13 protein-coding genes are annotated in these 17,044 nt (G+C 72.8%); 4 read left to right on the forward strand and 9 right to left on the reverse strand.

Annotation, left to right across the window (positions count from 1 at the left end; genetic code table 11):
* Nucleotides 1-19 precede the first annotated feature (19 nt).
* The 7 genes from WMF26_RS34305 to WMF26_RS34335 form a co-directional block, all read right to left on the reverse strand.
* Nucleotides 20-1,138 (reverse strand): MFS transporter, encoded by a 1,119-nt coding sequence (locus WMF26_RS34305; RefSeq protein WP_437996170.1) that lies wholly within the window; start codon nucleotides 1,136-1,138, stop codon nucleotides 20-22.
* Entirely contained in the window at nucleotides 1,135-1,887 is a 753-nt protein-coding gene (locus tag WMF26_RS34310) for an HPP family protein (RefSeq protein ID WP_437996171.1), read from the reverse strand. Before WMF26_RS34310 ends, WMF26_RS34305 begins: the two co-directional genes overlap by 4 nt.
* A gap of 415 nt (nucleotides 1,888-2,302) precedes the next feature.
* Nucleotides 2,303-2,719: a Rieske (2Fe-2S) protein gene (locus WMF26_RS34315; protein WP_437996172.1), complete on the reverse strand. Its 417-nt coding sequence runs from the start codon at nucleotides 2,717-2,719 to the stop codon at nucleotides 2,303-2,305.
* A gap of 102 nt (nucleotides 2,720-2,821) precedes the next feature.
* Nucleotides 2,822-5,359 carry a nitrite reductase large subunit NirB gene (nirB, locus tag WMF26_RS34320; protein ID WP_437996173.1) on the reverse strand — a complete coding sequence of 846 codons (2,538 nt, stop codon included), beginning with the start codon at nucleotides 5,357-5,359 and terminating at the stop codon, nucleotides 2,822-2,824.
* Nucleotides 5,360-5,994: 635 nt separating this feature from the next.
* A complete protein-coding gene (locus tag WMF26_RS34325; protein ID WP_061629843.1) occupies nucleotides 5,995-6,393 on the reverse strand; it encodes a 6-pyruvoyl trahydropterin synthase family protein in 399 nt (132 codons plus the stop codon).
* A 14-nt stretch (nucleotides 6,394-6,407) separates the two neighbouring features.
* Nucleotides 6,408-7,508 (reverse strand): zinc-dependent alcohol dehydrogenase, encoded by a 1,101-nt coding sequence (locus WMF26_RS34330; RefSeq protein ID WP_437996174.1) that lies wholly within the window; start codon nucleotides 7,506-7,508, stop codon nucleotides 6,408-6,410.
* Nucleotides 7,492-8,220 carry a RibD family protein gene (locus WMF26_RS34335; RefSeq protein ID WP_437996175.1) on the reverse strand — a complete coding sequence of 243 codons (729 nt, stop codon included), beginning with the start codon at nucleotides 8,218-8,220 and terminating at the stop codon, nucleotides 7,492-7,494. Before WMF26_RS34335 ends, WMF26_RS34330 begins: the two co-directional genes overlap by 17 nt.
* A 262-nt stretch (nucleotides 8,221-8,482) precedes the next feature.
* Between WMF26_RS34335 and WMF26_RS34340 the strand changes: the two genes are divergently transcribed.
* From WMF26_RS34340 to WMF26_RS34355, 4 genes are all read left to right on the forward strand, one after another.
* On the forward strand, nucleotides 8,483-9,172 hold the full coding sequence (locus WMF26_RS34340; RefSeq protein WP_437996176.1) for a hypothetical protein: 690 nt from the start codon (nucleotides 8,483-8,485) through the stop codon (nucleotides 9,170-9,172).
* Nucleotides 9,173-9,238: 66 nt separating this feature from the next.
* Nucleotides 9,239-10,681: a signal peptidase I gene (lepB, locus tag WMF26_RS34345; protein WP_437996177.1), complete on the forward strand. Its 1,443-nt coding sequence runs from the start codon at nucleotides 9,239-9,241 to the stop codon at nucleotides 10,679-10,681.
* Between the two features lie 174 nt (nucleotides 10,682-10,855).
* Nucleotides 10,856-12,370 carry a flavin-containing monooxygenase gene (locus WMF26_RS34350; RefSeq protein WP_437996178.1) on the forward strand — a complete coding sequence of 505 codons (1,515 nt, stop codon included), beginning with the start codon at nucleotides 10,856-10,858 and terminating at the stop codon, nucleotides 12,368-12,370.
* Nucleotides 12,371-12,536: 166 nt separating this feature from the next.
* Complete coding sequence (locus WMF26_RS34355) at nucleotides 12,537-13,997, forward strand: peptidoglycan-binding domain-containing protein (protein ID WP_437996179.1); 1,461 nt, start codon at nucleotides 12,537-12,539, stop codon at nucleotides 13,995-13,997.
* A gap of 118 nt (nucleotides 13,998-14,115) precedes the next feature.
* Here WMF26_RS34355 and WMF26_RS34360 read toward each other — a convergent pair whose 3' ends face one another.
* Both WMF26_RS34360 and WMF26_RS34365 read right to left on the reverse strand, forming a co-directional pair.
* Nucleotides 14,116-14,856: a hypothetical protein gene (locus WMF26_RS34360; protein WP_437996180.1), complete on the reverse strand. Its 741-nt coding sequence runs from the start codon at nucleotides 14,854-14,856 to the stop codon at nucleotides 14,116-14,118.
* Nucleotides 14,857-14,978: 122 nt separating this feature from the next.
* On the reverse strand, nucleotides 14,979-16,871 hold the full coding sequence (locus tag WMF26_RS34365; protein WP_437996181.1) for a DUF4215 domain-containing protein: 1,893 nt from the start codon (nucleotides 16,869-16,871) through the stop codon (nucleotides 14,979-14,981).
* Nucleotides 16,872-17,044: the final 173 nt, after the last annotated feature.

A 17,044-nucleotide genomic window follows, 5' to 3' on the forward strand; every position in this document is an offset into this window, starting at 1 on the left:
GTCTCCTCCGCTCCGTCGCTCACGAGAAGCGGCCGCCGCGCGCGCGGTGGTGCGCGCGGCCGATGAGCATCCGCCGCCCCCGCGGGGAGAGCTCGCTCCACGCAGGCCCGGCCCCCGCCCGCGCCGCGTAGTCGAACCCCACCTCCGCGAGCACCTCCTTGAGATCGTCGGTCTGGAGCTTGGCCGCGAACGCCTCGCCCGTGACCGGACAGACCGCCTTCTCGCCCCGGTCTCCCGCCTCCTTGTAGAACGTGACGCCCACCGAGGCGGGGCGCTGGAACACGTGAAACAGCTTGCCGAACGGCAGGTAAACGAGCGTCACGATCACCGTCAGCGCGTGGAGCTGGGCGAGCGCGCCGTAGAAATACCCGTGCAGCCACTCGTAGCTCACCCAGAGCAAGAGCCCGCTCGCGCTCACGGCGAAGAGCAGGAGGAGCGGCAGGAGGTCGCGCTCGAAGCGCTGGACCGCCACCGCGCCGCCCTCCCGCATGCGGCGGAGCAGGGCGAGCATCACCCCCGGGACGACCATGAACCCGCTGACGACGAGCGCGTGAAAGATCGCCCACCCCACGACGCCGTGGACCGGGATCTCGGACACGCGCGCTCCGAAGAGCACCACGCGATAGACCGCGCCGGCGGCGCCGGCCTCGAAGTGGAGCCAGCCGAACACGAGCGGGAACGTCACGGCCGCGGCGAGCGCGCAGCCCCACGCGATGAGCATGTGCGCGATCCACCGGGTCAGGCCGCGACGCAGGATGAAATCCTGCGCGATGATCTTCGACCACAGCGCCTTGACGATGAGCGTCGGGCGGCGGAGGCGCGGCCAGCGGCGCCGCGAGAAGAGCACCTCCACGCCGCGGACCCAGTACTTGCGGGTCGGCGGCTTGCTGAGCCAGACGGAGTACCGGTACACGACCCCGAAGGTCATGAAGAGGCACGCGAAGGTGTAGCCCACGAGCGCGGAGTCGAAGTCGGCGAGGTCGCGGCTGCCGAGGACGATGAGCGCCGCGAGCGCGGCGGCGGCGGCGGTCCCGTTGCGGACCGCGCCCCAGTGCGCGAGCGGGGCGCGCCGCGGCGCGCTCGCGGCGGCGCCGGGGCGCGCGGGCGGCGCGCGGTACTCGGTGAGCTCCGCGCTCATGGCTGCGCCCCCGTGCCGGCCGCCGCGCCCCGCCCCGGCGGCGCGGAGAGGTGCGCCCGCGCGTCGTCGGGTCCCGGCGCCTGCCGCGGCGCCCAGAGGGGGTAATCGACGCCCGCGAGGCGATTGATGAGGATGGCCTGCGCCGTGAGCAGGGCGACGCCTCCGAGGAGCACCAGGAACATCGGCGGCCGGTCCAGGATGCCCAGCGAGACGATGAGCGTCGTGGCGCCCGCGGGCGGGTGGGGAGCTCGGGCGAGCACCATGAGGCCCGCCGTGAGCCCCAGCGAGAGCGCGGCGGCGAGGGCGCGCGGGAGGGTCACGCTGGCGGCGGTCGCAGGGCCCGCGTGCGTCAGCCCCGTGACGAACAGGCTGAAGTAAGCGGCCGCGATACCGATGCTGTGCCCGATGAGGGTGTTGCGCGGCGCGGCCGAGGCGGCCCGCGGCGTGTAGAAGAAGAGGAAGGCGGTCGGACCGAGCGACGGAAACACGAAGGGCTCCTTCGTCACGGCGGCGAGGGCCGCCATCAGGCCGATGCTCACGAACCCGTTCACGAAGCTGAACGCGGCGAGCACCGGCACCTGTGCGTAGCGCTGGAGGAGCCGCGGCAGCCGCAATCGCGAGAAGAGCCCGCGCGCGACGTCCGACATCTCGCCGCCGAGCGGGTGGCGCGGCGAGATCGGGCCGTAGCCGCGGCCGGCGCCCCACGCCTCTTCCGGCATCCTGGATCGAGTGTCCCTGTCTTCCATCATGGGCTGGGGCCTTCGCATTCGCTCGCCGCCGCGTCCAGCGCTACCGGGCAGACGCGACACAGCGGGCTCGACCGCCTTCCGGCCACGTAGTCACTGATGCAGCACGATTGCAGTAGAACAGGCGCCGTTGCCCGGCCGCCTCGACGTGCATCCATGTGGCCCCGAAGACGGAACAAGCTGTGCGCTGGGTTCCAAGATCACGACGATTCAGGAGAGCCCCGAGCGATTCGTGAGAAACCGCGCGTGTCATCCGGACGCGACCGGGCCAGCCTGAATGGCGTTCATGAAGAGATCGTGTCGGCGGAATACGCGCGGCTCGCGATTGTTTCGGGATCGGGATTGTTTCGGGATCGGGATTGTTTCGGGATCGGGATTGTTTCGATAGTGTTTCGATAGTGCGCGCCGACTGCCCGCCTCAGCGGGCGGTCGCCTCGGCGCGCAGCTGCGCCAGCGCGGGTCGCTCCTCGCGCGAAAAGGGCGAGGTGCCCGCCTCGGGACGCGAGAGGCGGAGGAGGATCTCTCCGGACGCGCTCAGCTCGACCCGGAAGCACGCGAGCGCGCTGCACTCGGCGCCGATCGGGTGACCGGTCGAGAGGTCGAAGGCGAGCCCGTGAAGAGGGCACTGGACGACGTTGCCCCCGAGGAGCCCGTCCGCGAGCGGCCCTTCCCGATGAGGGCAGCGCGCCTGCACGGCGAACAGCTCCCCTGCTCGCGTCCGGAACACGGCTACCTCGTAGCCGCCGACATGAAACGCCTTCCCTTCTCCTTCGGGTATCTGGCCCAGCGGGCCGAGGTTGAAGATGGTCATCTCCTTCTGCGCGACATCGATCATCACCCGAACTCCTCCCCGGCCGGCGCGCGGGCCGGCTGGATGACACCCCTCGTATCCGCGGGCCGGGCGCTGGCCCGGCGCTCCTCTCCGCCGATCCACGGCCTACTCCGCCTGCGCGGGCGCGCCGCTCGGCGGCGGGAGCAGCGTCGTGAACTGGGACGGATGGATCGGGCTGTCGGCCTCGCTCCAGGGGTCCGCGTACGCGTCGACCGAGGCCTGGACCTCCGCGTCGAGGCGCGCCGCGATCCCTTCGGCGTCGTCCACGATCACCCTTCGCACCTTCTCGATGCCGACACGCTCGACGAAATCGTACGAGCGCTCCATGTACCTGGCCTGCTCTCGGTAATACTGCATGAAGCGGCCCGCGTAGCGGACGACCTCCTCCTGCGTGTCGACCACGCAGAGCAGGTCTCCCTTCCTGACGCGCGAGCCGGCCCCGCCTCCCACGTAGATCTCCCACCGGCCCCCCTCGATGGCGACGGCGCCCACGTCCTTGGTCGTCGCCTCCGAGCAGTTGCGAGGGCAGCCGGCGGTGGCGAGCTTCAGCTTGTGGGGCGCCTCGAACCCCTGGAAACGGCGCTCGATCGCGATGCCGAGCGCCGTGCTGTCCCCGACCCCGTAGCGGCAGAACTCGCTGCCGACGCACGTCTTGCAGGTGCGGAATCCCTTCGTGTACGCGTGACCGGACGGCATGCCCAGGTCGCGCCACACGTCCGGCAGCCGCTCCTTCGCGATGCCGAGGATGTCGATCCGCTGGCCACCCGTGATCTTCACCATCCTCGCGTCGTACCGTTCGGCCACGTCGGCGATCTTCCGGAGCTGGGCCGGCGTCGTGACGCCTCCATAAATGCGCGGGATGACGCTGAACGTGCCGTCGCGCTGGATGTTCGCGTGCACCCGATCGTTGATGAAGCGCGCGTCGCGCTCGTCCTCATACGCTCTCCCCCAGATGCTCTTGAGCAGCGAGGCGAGCCCCGGCTTGCTCGCGACGTCTTCCTGCCCGCCCGCGAGCTCCCGGAACACGGACGAGACGCTGCGCAGCCCGCGCTCCTGGATGAGCCGGACGAGCTCCGGCTTCGCGTAGGGCACCCCGGGCACGTAGTAATGGGCCGAGGGGTCCTCCGCCGCGCCGCTCCCGAGGACCAGCTCGAGGACGGCCTGCACCTGCGGCTTGCACGCCCCGCAGCCCGACCCGGCGCGCGTCGCGGCGCACGCCTGCCGGAGCGTGCGGCACCCGCCCAGCGCCGCCGCGGCGATCTGACCTTTCGAGACGCCGTTGCAGTTGCATACCTGCGCCTCGTCCGGCATATCCGCCACGCTGGGCTCGCCCGCGCCGGCGTGGGCCCCGGGGAAGAGGAGAGCCACGCGATCCTCGGGGATCTCGAGGCCCCGCTCGAACGCCTGGAGCAGCTTCCCGGCGGGCGCCCCGCCGCCGAGCAGGATGGCGCCCGCCAGGGTCCCGTCCCGGATCACGAGCTTCCGGTAAATTCCGTGCGAGGGCTCGGCGTAGGAGACCTCTTCCTCTGCGTCGGTCGCGGCGCGCTGCTCCCCCATCACCAGGAGATCGATGCCCATCACCTTGAGCTTGGTGGAGACCTTCGAGCCCGCGTACGCCGCGTCGGGCCTGCGCTCCGTGAGCCGATCGGCCAGGATCTGCGCCTGTTCCCACAGGGGAGCCACGAGCCCGTAGGTGCGCCCGCGGTGCTGGGCGCACTCGCCGAGCGCATGGACGTCCGGATCGTCGGGCGAGCAGAGGTCGTCCCCCACGACGATCCCCCGCTCGACCGTGAGCCCCGCGTCGCGCGCGAGCTCTGCGTTCGGGCGGATGCCGGCGGAGATCACCACGAGATCGCACGCGAGCTCGCTCCCGTCCTCGAAGCGGAGCCCCTCGACCCGCTCGTCTCCGAAGATCTCCCGGGTCGATTTCTCGAGGTGGATGACGAGCCCCATGTCCTCCAGCGCGCGCCGGAGCACGGCTCCGCCGGCGGCGTCGAGCTGGACCTCCATGAGGTGCTTCATCAGGTGCACCACGTGCACCTCCAGGCCGAGCCCGAGCAGGCCCCGCGCGGCCTCGAGGCCGAGGAGCCCGCCGCCGATCACGGCGGCCCGCCGCGACCGCCTCGCGTGCTCGAGGATGCCGCTGCAGTCATCGAGCGTCCTGAACACGAAGACGCCGCTCTTGTACCCTCCGCCCTCCCGCTCCAGCCCCTCGAGCTTCGGCACGAAGGCGCGGCTGCCCGTGGCGATGACGAGCTTGTCGTAGGCCTCGACGACGCCCGAGGCGCCGCGGACCGTCTTGCTCCGACGGTCGATCGAGGCGACCCGGACCCCGGCGTGGAGGCGGACGCCGTTGTCCTCGTACCACGACAGAGGGTTGATGAAGATGTCCTTCGGATCCTGGATTCCCGCAAGAACGTTCGATAACAGGATGCGGTTGTAGTTGCCGTACGGCTCATCGCCGAACATCACGATCTCGAAGCGGTCCCTGCCCCCCCGCGCGACGAGATCCTCCACGAACCGCGCGCCGGCCATCCCGTTGCCGATCACCACGAGGCGCTTCCTCTCCCTCTTTGGGACCGCCTGCCCGTTCCTGCCGATCGTGCCCCCGTCGTCGACGGCAGATCCAGGTTCATCGCTCATGAGATCCAGTCCTCCTTGTCCTTCAAGCAGCCGCTCGGCGCGGGCTGCGCGCGTCCCCGAGCGCCGTCGTCCGCGGTCCTACGCGAGCGCTCGTCGGGCCATCCGGTACAGCGGCCCTTCGACGTCACGAGGACGCGGCGGAGCGGGCTCGGTCGCGTTCTCACATCGAGTTACTGATGCAACATGGATACAAAAATTGATCCAACCCCGCGCGGGTCGCCCTGATGTGCCGCGCCTTTGTGGCCCACAAGACGGAACAGGGGGGTGCCGGGTTCCGGGCGTGGTGACGAATTGTGGGATCGCGATCGCACGTCGCGAGACACCGCGGGTGTGCTCCGGGCGCGCCCCGCCGGGCTACATGGCGTCTCGATGAAGATCGCTCGTCAGAGGAATAAGCGTGTCTCCGCCTTGTTATGGCGGCGAAGGCGACTGCCCTGCTCCCGCGCGAGCGCCGGAGCGGGCGCCGAGCAGCTGGCCGCTCGGCCTCGGCCGGACAGGCGCGCGCGTCTCGCCGGGCTCACGCTCGGCGCTGCCGGACGGGCGTCGCGAACGGCCTGAGGTCGGGGAGCACAAGCGAGGGGAGCTGCAGGGCTCGGCCGACCGTCCGGACGGCGCAGCAGCTCGTCCGACGGAGCCTAGAGGTCGCGCTCGAAGCCGGCGTACGCGGTCGGCGACTCGCGGACGAGCACCCGCAGCGTCGCGCCCGGGCAAGGCGCCTCGTCCGCGGCGAGCTTCGCGATGTCCTCGGCGAGCAGCCCGGCCACGTGCTCGGCCACGCGCTCGGTCGTGGAGGTGCGCCCGGGGAAGGCCGGGTGCTCGTCGAGGTTCTGGTAGTCGATCGTGTCCAGCGCCCGGCGCAGCGACGCGTGCAGCGCGCCGATGTCCATCACCACGTGGTGCGGGCCGAGCGCCTTGGCGCGGATCTCGACCTCGACGGCGTACGTCGCGCCGTGTAGCCGGGTCGCCGGGCCGAAGAACGGATCGGAGAAGCTGTGCGCGATCATCACGTGGTCGCTGACGCCGAGGAGGAACATGGGAGGCCCCTTCGTTAGGTTGCCCCTCGCGTAGCCGATCGCGATCCGTACTGGAAGACCGTCTGCAGCCTCGCCCCGGGCGCGGCGGCGAGCTCGGCGTAGACCGACGGCGCGGCGTCGAACGGGACGGGCGGGTCGAGCAGCGCGTCGAGCGCGGCGTCCTCCAGCAGGGCGCGCACCAGCGCGAAGCGCCGCGCGTAGTCCCAGCGGGGCGCGCGCTCGGGCGGGATGGTCGAGACCTGGCTCGCGCGCAGGCGCAGCCGGCGGCGGTGGAACTCCGAGCCGAGCGCGACCGGGCTCGTCCGCGCCCCGTAGAACGACGCGACCGTCACCGTCGCCTCGCGCGCCGCGTGCGCGATCGCGCGGTCGAGCTCGCCCGGGTCGCCCGTCGCGGCGATCACGACGTCCGCGTCGCCGCGCGGCCGGTCGTCTTCCGGCCGGATCGCCGCGGCGGCGCCGAGCGCGAGGCCGGCGCGGCGGCGCCGCTCGCTCGGCTCGACCAGGCGGACCTCGGCCCCGGCGCGCCGCGCGAGCGCCACGACGAGCAGCCCGACGACGCCGCCGCCGAGCACCACCACGGCGTCCCCGAGGCCGACCCCCGCGTCCCACACGCACGTGATCGCCGTCTCGAGGTTCGCGGCCAGCACCGCGCGCTCGCCCGGGATCGAGCGGGGCAGCGCGCGCGCCGCGCCCGGCCCGAACAGGTGCAGATCGCCGTGCGGCGCGAGCGCGAAGACGCGGTCGCCCGGCCCGAGCGCCGCGCCCTCGCCGCGGGCGACGACCTCGCCCACCCACGCGTAGCCGTAGCGGCGCGGGTAGGTCGGCGCGCCCGGCGCGTCGAGCGACGGATCGAACGGCGTCGGCCCCTCGCCGCGGAAGAGGAGGAGCTCCGTCCCCTGGCTCACGCCCGAGGCGACCGCGCGCGCCACGACCTCGCCGGCCCGAGGCTCGCGCGGCGGGTCGCCGGCGCGCACCTCGACGGCGCCGGGCCGGACGAACCAGAGCTCCCGGGCGGGCCCCGCGAGCGGCGCGGGCGCGGAGGCCGCTGGCGGCGCGGAGGCCGCTGGCGGCACGGAGGTCCCCGGCGGCGCCGGAGGATCAGTCGGGATAGGCAACGTCGCCTCGCAAGAGCAGGTTGCCCCCCAGGAGCTCGACCGCCGGCTCGCGCAGGTCGATCGCCGACGCGAGCGGCGCCTCTCCGAGGGCGCCGACCGCGGGGATCGCCGTGTCGCCGAGCAGGCGCGGCGCGATCTCGACCTCGGCGCGATCGGCGAGCCGCGCGCGCAGGAAGGAGGTGAGCACGGCGGCGCCCCCCTCGACGAGCAGCCGTCGCACGCCGCGCGCGTGGAGCTCGGCGAGCGCGTGCGGCAGCGAGACGCGGCCGCGGTCGTCCGCGGGCACGACGATCACGGCCGCGCCGCGCTCCTCGAGGCGCGCGCGCGCGCCGTCAAGCGCGCGGCCCGCCGCGCCGACGACGACCACGCGCCCGCCGGCCGGCTGCGCTCGCGCGGCGCCGTTGCCGTTGGTGGACGCGGTCGACGTGGCCGGCGACCGTCGCAAGAGGCGCGCCCCCTCCGGCACGCCGAGGGCGCTCGCCAGCACGACGCGCATCGGCTGCGGGCCCTCGCACGCGCGCACCGTCAGCAGGGGATCGTCGATGACGACGGTGCGGATCCCGACGAGCACCGCGTCGTGATCCGCGCGCGCCCGGTGGGCGTGCTCGATCCCCGCGGGCGTGCTGAGCTCGACGCGCTCATTGGGGGCGGCGATCCGGCCGTCGAGCGTCTGGGCGAAGTGGAGCGTGACCAGCGGGCGCGGGAGGCTCATGGCGCGCTCGCGGGCGGACACCCGGCGCGGCCGAACGCGCGCGCCGCGCGGGCGTTGGGGGACGACGTCCTCGTCCCGAGCCGGCCATCGAGCCTCCGGACCACGGCGCCACTGTAGAACAGAACCCCTGATCAGGCGAGGAGGCCGCCCGCGGGGCGCGCGGCGCTCGCTCCGATCCAGGAGAGCCGATCGAGGCCCTCGCGGGGCCGCCTTCGCCGTCGCTCGCTTGCCGCGCCGGCCCTGGCGTCCTAAGCGAGCCCCGATGCCCATCGGCTGGCCTGCTCTCTCGGCGCGCTGCGACCGCGCGGGCATCCCGCTGCGCGGCGGCTTCCACCCCTGCGAGGGCGACGGCGTCCCCGCGGTCGGGGATCTCCCCGCCGGCACGCTCGCCCTGCTCGGCAATGCAGGCCCCTCCATGTGGCGCGCGTTCTCGCGCGCCCGCGAGCAAGCGCCCGATCTCGCGCTCGACGACTGGACCTCCACGGTGGTCTCCGCGCTCGCCGCGGAGCTCGGCGCGGCCCCGCTGTTCCCCTTCACCGGCCCTCCGTACTGGCCTTTCCAGCGCTGGGCGCAGCGGGCCGAGCCGGTGTACCCGTCGCCCCTCGGCATCCTCATCCACCCGCGCTTCGGCCTCTGGCACGGGTATCGCGCCGCGCTCGTCTTCGCCGAGCGGCTGTCGCTCCCGCCGCGCGAGGACCTGCCGAGCCCCTGCGCGTCCTGCGCCGACAAGCCCTGTCTGCGCGCCTGCCCCGTCGCCGCCTTCTCTCCCGGCAGCTACGACGTCGCCGCCTGCGTCGGCCACCTCGACGCCCAGCCTGCCGGAGCGTGCATGACCGCAGGGTGCCTGTCGCGGCGCGCGTGCCCAGTCGGGCAGGAGCACATCTACCCCGACGACCAACGCCGCTTCCACATGCGCGCGTTCCTCCGCGCTGCCCCGCCCGCGGGACGCTAGCGCCCCAACGCTCCCGGACGAGCTTTCTCTGACAGAACAGGATCCCAAGCAGGTTATCCTGGATCCATGCGGACATTCGATGCCGAGGAGCGCTTGAATCGCGAGGCGCTCGCCACGCCCCTCAAGGCGCCCTGCGCTCGCCGCCTTTGCAGCTCGTCCATGGTCGCGCCCGTCCTCGCGGCGGTCCATCTCCTCGCGGGCTGCTCCGGCGGCACGCCCGGATCGAGCGCGGCGCTCGGCCCGGCGCCGACGAGGCCGGCGGAGCCCCATTTGGTAGAAGACCGGCGAACGTTCGCCGAGCGGGCGCCTGCCCGGACGCGCTTGCTCGCGCAGATCGACCCGAAGGCCCTGCCCGCCGGCGACGTCGGCGCCATGCTCGGATGGGGCGCCGAGCGGTGCGGCGTGGACATCGAGCGGAGCATCTCGCGCGTTCAGATCGCCGTCGCCGAGCCAGCGGAGATCCGCGCCGACATCCTGGGCTCGCTCACGATCGACGACGTGGGCTGCCTCCTCGAAGCCGAGCCGGACGGAGGCAGGCTCCGCGCCGGCCCGCTCGAGATCGTCCCGCTGACCCGCGGCGGCGTGCGCGTCGCGACGCAGGGCGCCCTCGCGGACGGGCCAGGCGCGAACGAGGCGCTCGCGCGTCGGCTGGATCGAGCGCTCTCCCGCAGCGGCGCCGCGGTGGTCGCCGACCTCGGGCCCGACGACGCCGCGATCGAGCTCGTCGCGACCGTGACCGATCACCTGGAGGCGAGGCTCTCGTCCCCCGGTCGCTCCGACGCGTCGCACGCGGGAGCACGGCTCGCCGAGGCGCTGTCCGCCGCCCGGCAGAACGGGGCCGCGGGCCTTGAGCCGCTCGAGATCGCGGCCGCTCCTCCCGACGGCCTCGTCATGCGGGTCAAGATCGCGACGGACGCCGCGCTCGCCGCGAGCACGCCGCTCGCCGTGCGGCGGCACGTGCTCGAGTCCTTCAAGGTGCCTTCCGGGAGCATGAGCCCGACCGTGATGCCGGGCGACCACCTCTTCGTGCTGAAAGACAAGCCTGGCGAGCGGGCCGGCCGGGGCGACGTCATCATGTTCCGCTCCCCGGCGGACCCGCGCCAGCGCTTCATCAAGCGGATCGTCGCGACCGGCGGAGATCGCGTTCAGATCGACGCTCGAGGTCTACGGATCAACGGTCGCCAGGTGACTTCGGAGCTCGTCGGCGCGGAGCACGTCATCCCGGGAGACGCCGGGAGTCCTCATGAGCTGTGGCAAGAGACCCTCGGCGAGCGGCGCTATCCGGTCTTGCGCACCCCCGGCGGCCCTGCGCCGAGCGCTCCGATCGACGTGAAGGTGCCTCACGCGAGCGTCTACGTCCTCGGCGACAACCGGGACAGCTCGTACGACTCGCGGCATTTCGGCCCCGTGCCCGTCGAGGCCATCGAAGGCATCGCCGCCGTGATCTACTTCTCCATCGACACGAACGGCCTAAGCCACTGGGACCGCATCGGGCTCCCGGTGCGATGAGATGTCGCCCGGCGCACAGGCCGGGCCGCCTCGCCCGCGTCGAGCGAGCTGAGCTCGCGCCTCGCCGCCGCCGCGCCGCGCGCCAAAATCCGCGTGGCGCCGAGCACAGCCGTGCTTCGCCACGCTATGCTCGGGTCCTGGAGCGCAACGGCGCTCGCCTCTAGAGAACGCAGCATGTCCATCGAGCACTTCGACGTCCTGATCGTAGGCGCCGGCCTCTCCGGCATCGGGGCCGGCTACCACCTCCAGACGCGCTGCCCCGGCAAGCGGTACGCGATCCTCGAGGGGCGCAGCGCCATCGGCGGCACCTGGGACCTGTTCCGCTACCCCGGGGTCCGCTCGGACTCCGACATGTTCACGCTCGGCTATTCCTTCCATCCCTGGAAGGAGGCCAAGGCGATCGCGGACGGGCCGTCGATCCGCGAGTACGTGCGCGATACGGCCCGGGAGTTCGGCATCGACCGGCACATCCGGTTCAATCACCGGGTTCGATCCGCGTCGTGGTCCTCGGAGCACACGCGCTGGACCGTCGAGGTGGACGTCGGCCCAGGCGAGGAGCGCGCCCGCTACTCCTGCGACTTCCTGTACGTCTGCAGCGGCTACTATCGCTACGAGAGCGGCTATACGCCGAGCTTCCCCGGCTCCGACGACTTCCAGGGACGGCTGGTGCACCCGCAACACTGGCCGCAAGATCTCGACTACCGGGGCAAGCGCGTCGTGGTCATCGGCAGCGGCGCCACGGCCGTGACGCTCGTGCCCGCGATGGCCGCCGACGCAGCCCACGTGACGATGCTCCAGCGCTCACCGAGCTACATCGCCTCGTTGCCCGCGGAGGACCCGATCGCGAACGCGATCCGCGAGCACCTGCCGGAGCGGATCGCCCACCGCGTCGCCCGCTGGAAGAATGTCGCGCTCAGCCTGCTCGTCTACCAGGTCTGCCAGCGCGCGCCGCGGCTCGCCAGGCGGATGCTCCGCAGCGGCGTCGCCCGGCATCTGCCGCCCGACTTCGACGTCGATACGCACTTCAACCCTCGCTACGATCCGTGGGATCAGCGCCTCTGCCTCGTGCCCGACGGCGACCTCTTCCGCGCGGTGAAGGAGGGGCGCGCCTCGGTGGTCACCGACCGGATCCGGACCTTCACGAAGAACGGCGTCCTGCTCGAGTCGGGCGAGGAGCTGAAGGCGGACATCATCGTGACCGCGACGGGCCTGGAGCTCCTGTTCTGCGGCGGCATCCGCGTCGACGTCGACGGCGACGTCCTCGAGCCCGGGCGGGCGTTCATCTACAAGGGCTTGATGCTGGGCGGCGTCCCGAACTTCGCGTTCTGCCTCGGCTACACCAACGCCTCGTGGACGCTCCGCGCGGAGCTGGCCTCGATGTACGTCTGTCGGCTGCTAAGCCACATGGATCGCCACGGCTACCGGGAGTGCTTGCCCCGCCCTGACGAATCGGACCTCGATCCTCGGCCGCTGCTCGGCCTGAGGTCGGGCTACGTGCAGCGCTCGGCGGACCACCTGCCCAAGCAGGGCTCGAAGGCGCCGTGGAACTTCCGCCAGAACTACGTGCTCGATCTGCTCGCGATGACGCTCGGCCCGGTTGAGGACGCCGCCATGGTCTTTTCCAGGGAGGGTCGGCCGCCGCGCGGCGATGTCGCGAGCGCGGAGCGCCCTGCGCACGCGGAGGCTTGAGCCGAGGCGCGCACCGCTCGAGCCACGCTGGCCCCACGACGCCGCTCCCCGGGTCGATCATGACACGATGAGCGTCGATGTCGGCTCCGCTGGCGCGTGCCATCGACGGGCGCGGCGTAGTATCCTGGGACGGAACCAGCGCGTCTGGCGATCGCCGGAGGGGACCATGGGCGACAACGGGAACACGGGGCTCGGCGCCCCCGAGCTCGCGGCAAACGAGGTGTTGAGATCGATCGCGGCAGGCGCGGCGACGCTCGCGGAGGGGGCGCGCGGCGACGGCGTGCGCGCCTTACAAGAGGCGCTCGGCGCGATCGGCCACCCGATGATGGCCGACGGCTCGTTCGGGCGGAAGACGCGCGACGCCATCGTCGCGCTGCAAGCCGCGGAGGGCCTGCCCCAGACGGGCATCGTCGAGGCCGCGACGGTCGCCGCCCTCGATCGAAGCCTCGCACGCCTCGCGGCCCAGCGTGCGCTGGCGCTCGACGAGGCCATGGCCAAGGCCGCGGGGCTCAGCCCCGATCAGGTGGCGGCGCTCGGCCGCACGTCGCCCGCGGTCCAGGCGTCCGGCGGGCCCTCGCCCCACGATCAGGGCTATTTCAAGGATGGGGACAAGCTCCCGCAGGTGGTGCCCGGGGCCGAGCCGGATCCGGACTCGCCGCCGCCCGCCGTGGACTCCGTCGGCGACAGGCCCGCGGCCACCGCCACCGGCGCGCTCGCCGCCGATCGGGGCGCGCGCCTCGACGAGGTCCGGCGCGCGCTCCGGGGCGACGCGCCCGCGCTCGCCGCGCTCGACAGGCTCCTCGCGGCGGGCCGGCTGCACACGGGGGCGCTCCTGCCGAACCTGGCGACGATGGCGGGCGTCCAGCGCGATCCGAAGCTCGTGCTCGAGGGCGGCATCGATCCGCACCTCGTGCTCGCGCAGGCGATCCGGCACGTGGACAACCCGCTGCGCGTCGAGCAGGGCGCGTGTCACGGCACCTGCGGCGCGGGGACGATGGAGTACGTCCTGCTGCGCGTCGATCCGGCCGAGTTCGTGCGGATCCTCGACGGGATCACGCGGGAGGCGCGCGAGGTGACGCTCCGCTCGGGCCGCGCGCTCAGGATGCCGCGCAACGCGATCCTGCGCGACGCCTCGGGCCGGGTCGACATCGACCGGCTGTTCCAATCCGCGCTCATGAACCACGCGACCGCGATGAGCTGGATCTTCGATTACGACAACCCCGAGGACAACGACTCGTTCTGGGCCGCCCTGGGGGGCGACTCGCGCGTCCCGCTCGGCAACTTCACGAGCCTGTTCCAGGACATCATGGGCGGCAGCTACACGAGCGTCTCGTCTCTCCTGCGCAGCGGCGCGTCCGTCGCCGCCGACGTCGCCGCGGCGATGGAGCGCGGCGAGAAGGTGCCCGTTCTCCTGAAATGGGACGGCGGCTATCACTGGGTCGTCGCCGAGAAGATCGAGCGCGGGGCCGACGGCGCGCCCGCCTCGGTCATCCTGCGCAACCCCGTGGGGTCGGACAGCTGCCAGGGCCCCCCGCCCCGCGCGCCGGTCCCCGAGCTCGGCGGCCGGTTTCGCATGAAGTACGCCGATCTCGCCGCGCACATCAACGGCGCGACCCTCAGGGGCTGAGCCTCGCCGGGAGGGGAGCCCCGCAGGTCGCGGCGTGAAGGCGGCCGCTTCGACGCAGGGATGAGCTGTTGCTCGGGGCAGCGGGCCTCCGCGAGGCCAGGGACGAGCTCGGCCCGCGTCAGCGAGGGCTGCACTGCACGACGCAGATGGCCGAGGCGCCCTTCGCGCGCGCGCTCGCCTCGCACGAGCGCTTGGCTTGCTGCGACGCCATGAAGCGGTCGTTCCCCATGCCGTTGCCGAAGACCATCTGATAGTTGCAGGCGCCCGCGAAGCCGCAGACGCGCACGGACGCGCTGCCGGTGCACCACCACGACGTCCCGCCCGCCGCGCTCCCGCTGTTCGACCCTTCCTTCGCGGCGCCCGCGCTCGGGGCGGCGGGCGTCCGCGCTCCGGCCACCGCGGGCGCCGGCGCGTCGCCCGCCCCGTCGTCGCCCGCGGGCGACGGCACCTCGGGGACGCCGTCGCCGCCGCTTGCCGGGTCAGCGCCCGCCGCCTCGTCGGCCTCCTGGTCGGGGCGCAGCCGGGTGCTCGTCGACGCGGGCGGCACGGGCCGCACGGGCGAGGCGCCGCCCGCGGTCGGCGCGCCGGTGAGCGCGGGCTCGACGACGGCGCTCTCGGGATCCGCGCTCTCGGGCTCCGCGCTCGCCACCACGTACAGAACGCCGCCGATCACGACGAGGGCGCCGACGCCGAGCGCGAACAACCCGCCAAGGACCGCGAGCACGATCACGATCGGCGATACGCCCGGCTTCGGGCGCTGCGGCGGGGGCGGCGGAGGCGGGTAATAAGGCTGCTGCTGCTGGGGAGGGTAATAAGGCGGCTGCTGGGGACGATACTGAGGATGCCCGGGACCGAACATCCCGCAGTCGTAGCGCAAAGGCGCCCTCCGCGCTGCGTGGGAGATGTGCGCACGCTGTCGGCGCTCGGCCTCCCCCGCGAGCGCGCGCGGCCTCCCCCGCCCGCGCGCGGGCGCGCGCCGGCTCAGCGGGGGATGAGGTTGCGGCAGCCGCTGCCGCAGTCGTCGCCATCGCGGTTGTTGCCGTCGTCGCACTCCTCGGGGCCCTGGACGATGCCGTCGCCGCAGTACTCGCCGAGCTGGCAGTCCGGCCCGCACTCGCCGTAGCCGCCGTCGTTCACGCCGTCGTCGCACTGCTCGCCGAGGCCGACGACGCCGTCGCCGCAGATCGGCCTGCACTCGCTGCGCGCCGTCGCGAAGCCCTGCAGCGTGAGCTTGAACATCGACGCCGCCGTCTGGCGCTCGGCGTGGAACACGGCGATCTGGTAGACGCCGCCGTCCGCGAGGCCGAGGTCGACGTTCTGCGGCCGGATGACGTCGTCCTCGCCCCCGGCGTAGGTCACCTGCCCTGTCCCGTCGGCGCCGATGACGAGGTGCCCGGTGACGGCGCTGTGGATGCCGCCGACGTCGACCGCGAGACGATCGTTGATGAACACCCACACGTCGTCGTCGCCGGTGAAGTCGAGCACGTATTGCTCGCCCGCCGTGTACTGGAACCAGTAGCGAATCTCGCTCGTGAAGTGGAAGTTATGGTCCGGGGTGCCTTCCTCTTTCAGCCAGCTCCCGTCCCCGTAGCTCGGGAAGATATCGGCGGGGACGCGCTCGGCCGCCGGGGTGAACCGATCTCCGTCGACGGGGAAGAACAGCGGGTTGCCGTCGTACGTGGCGTCCACGTACCTCGCCCAGTAGACGCCGCCGCGCACCTCGCAGCTGTGGAAATCGGGGCCGTGGATGTCGCCGCAGGCCGCCGTGTTCTCGGCCGACGAGGTGCAGCGCTCCCCGTCGACCTCGTTGCCCACGTTGCCGCAATAGTGCGCGCTCTCCGGCGACAGCAGCGTCCACGGCGCGCCGTCCTCGCCCCAGCGGTTCACGAAGCGGCCATCTCCGATGTCCCACAGCGTCAGGGTGGTGACCGTGGTGCTGTTGGTGCCAGGCACGTCGTGGTACCAGTCGGCGAAGCTCTGCGCGCTCGTCACCTGGCTGTTCGCCGCGGCCACGTACGCCGGCTTCTTCTCCGCGTCGAGCCGGTTCGCGACCATGCCGAAGACCGGCGCGCTCCGGCCTGGACCGTTCGGCTCGAAGTCGGGGTGGGCCGCCCGGAAGTCGCGGAACACCACCGGCACGGCCATGGATCCCGAGGGCTGGGGCACGGCGCACTCATAACCGGGCTCCATCGTGCACGCCGCGGAGCACCCGTCGCCGTCGATGTTGTTGCCGTCGTCGCAGTCCTCCGCGAGCACGAGGCCGTCTCCGCAGCGGGAAACGCAGCTGCCCGCGGAGCAGTCGGGCTCGGCCTGGCACGCCGAGGAGCAGCCGTCGAACGGCGTCGTGTTGCCGTCCTCGCAGCTCTCGGCCCCCTCCTGGGCGCCATCGCCGCAGGTCGTCGCCGCGCAGGCGCTCGGGCTGCCGGCGCATTTGTAGCCCACCTCCACCTTGCAGGTCGGCGAGCAGCCGTCGCCCGCAGCCGTATTGGCGTCGTCGCAGAGCTCCGGAAACACCACGGCGCCGTCCCCGCAGCGGGCGATGCGGGTGCAGGCAGCGCCGGCGATCGGGCACGACCAGCCCAGCTCGACCGAGAGGCAATCGCCGGTACAGCCGTCCCCGCTCTGGGAATTGCTGTCGTCGCACGCTTCGTCCGAGGTCAGGACGCCGTCACCGCAACGGAACGTCGCGCCGATGTCGCCGTCGCCGATGTCGCCGTCGCCGATGTCGCCGCCGGCGCCGGGGCCGTCCCCGGGGCCGCCGCCGCCGCCGGGCGTGCCCGTCTTGCCCTCGCCGGCCGCAGAGCAGCTCGCCGCGACGGCGAGGCAGCCCGCGATGAAGATCGTCGAACCAAAGCACGAAGCACGAGGACGCATGACCTGCTCCTTTCGGTCGCCCGCGATCGCTCGAGATGCGCGAAGCGCGCGGCAGTCTTTCACGTGGTTGCCCTGAACTCGAGCCCCTCGTGCGCCGAGCCGCCGCCCGCGCGGAGCGCGCGGTGAAGGCCCTTCTCCGAGGCGCGGACAAATACCGATATAGCGTCGCTTTT

It is taken from the genome of Sorangium sp. So ce185, assembly GCF_051526825.1.
GTDB classification, from domain to species: Bacteria; Myxococcota_A; Polyangia; order Polyangiales; family Polyangiaceae; genus Sorangium; species Sorangium cellulosum_D.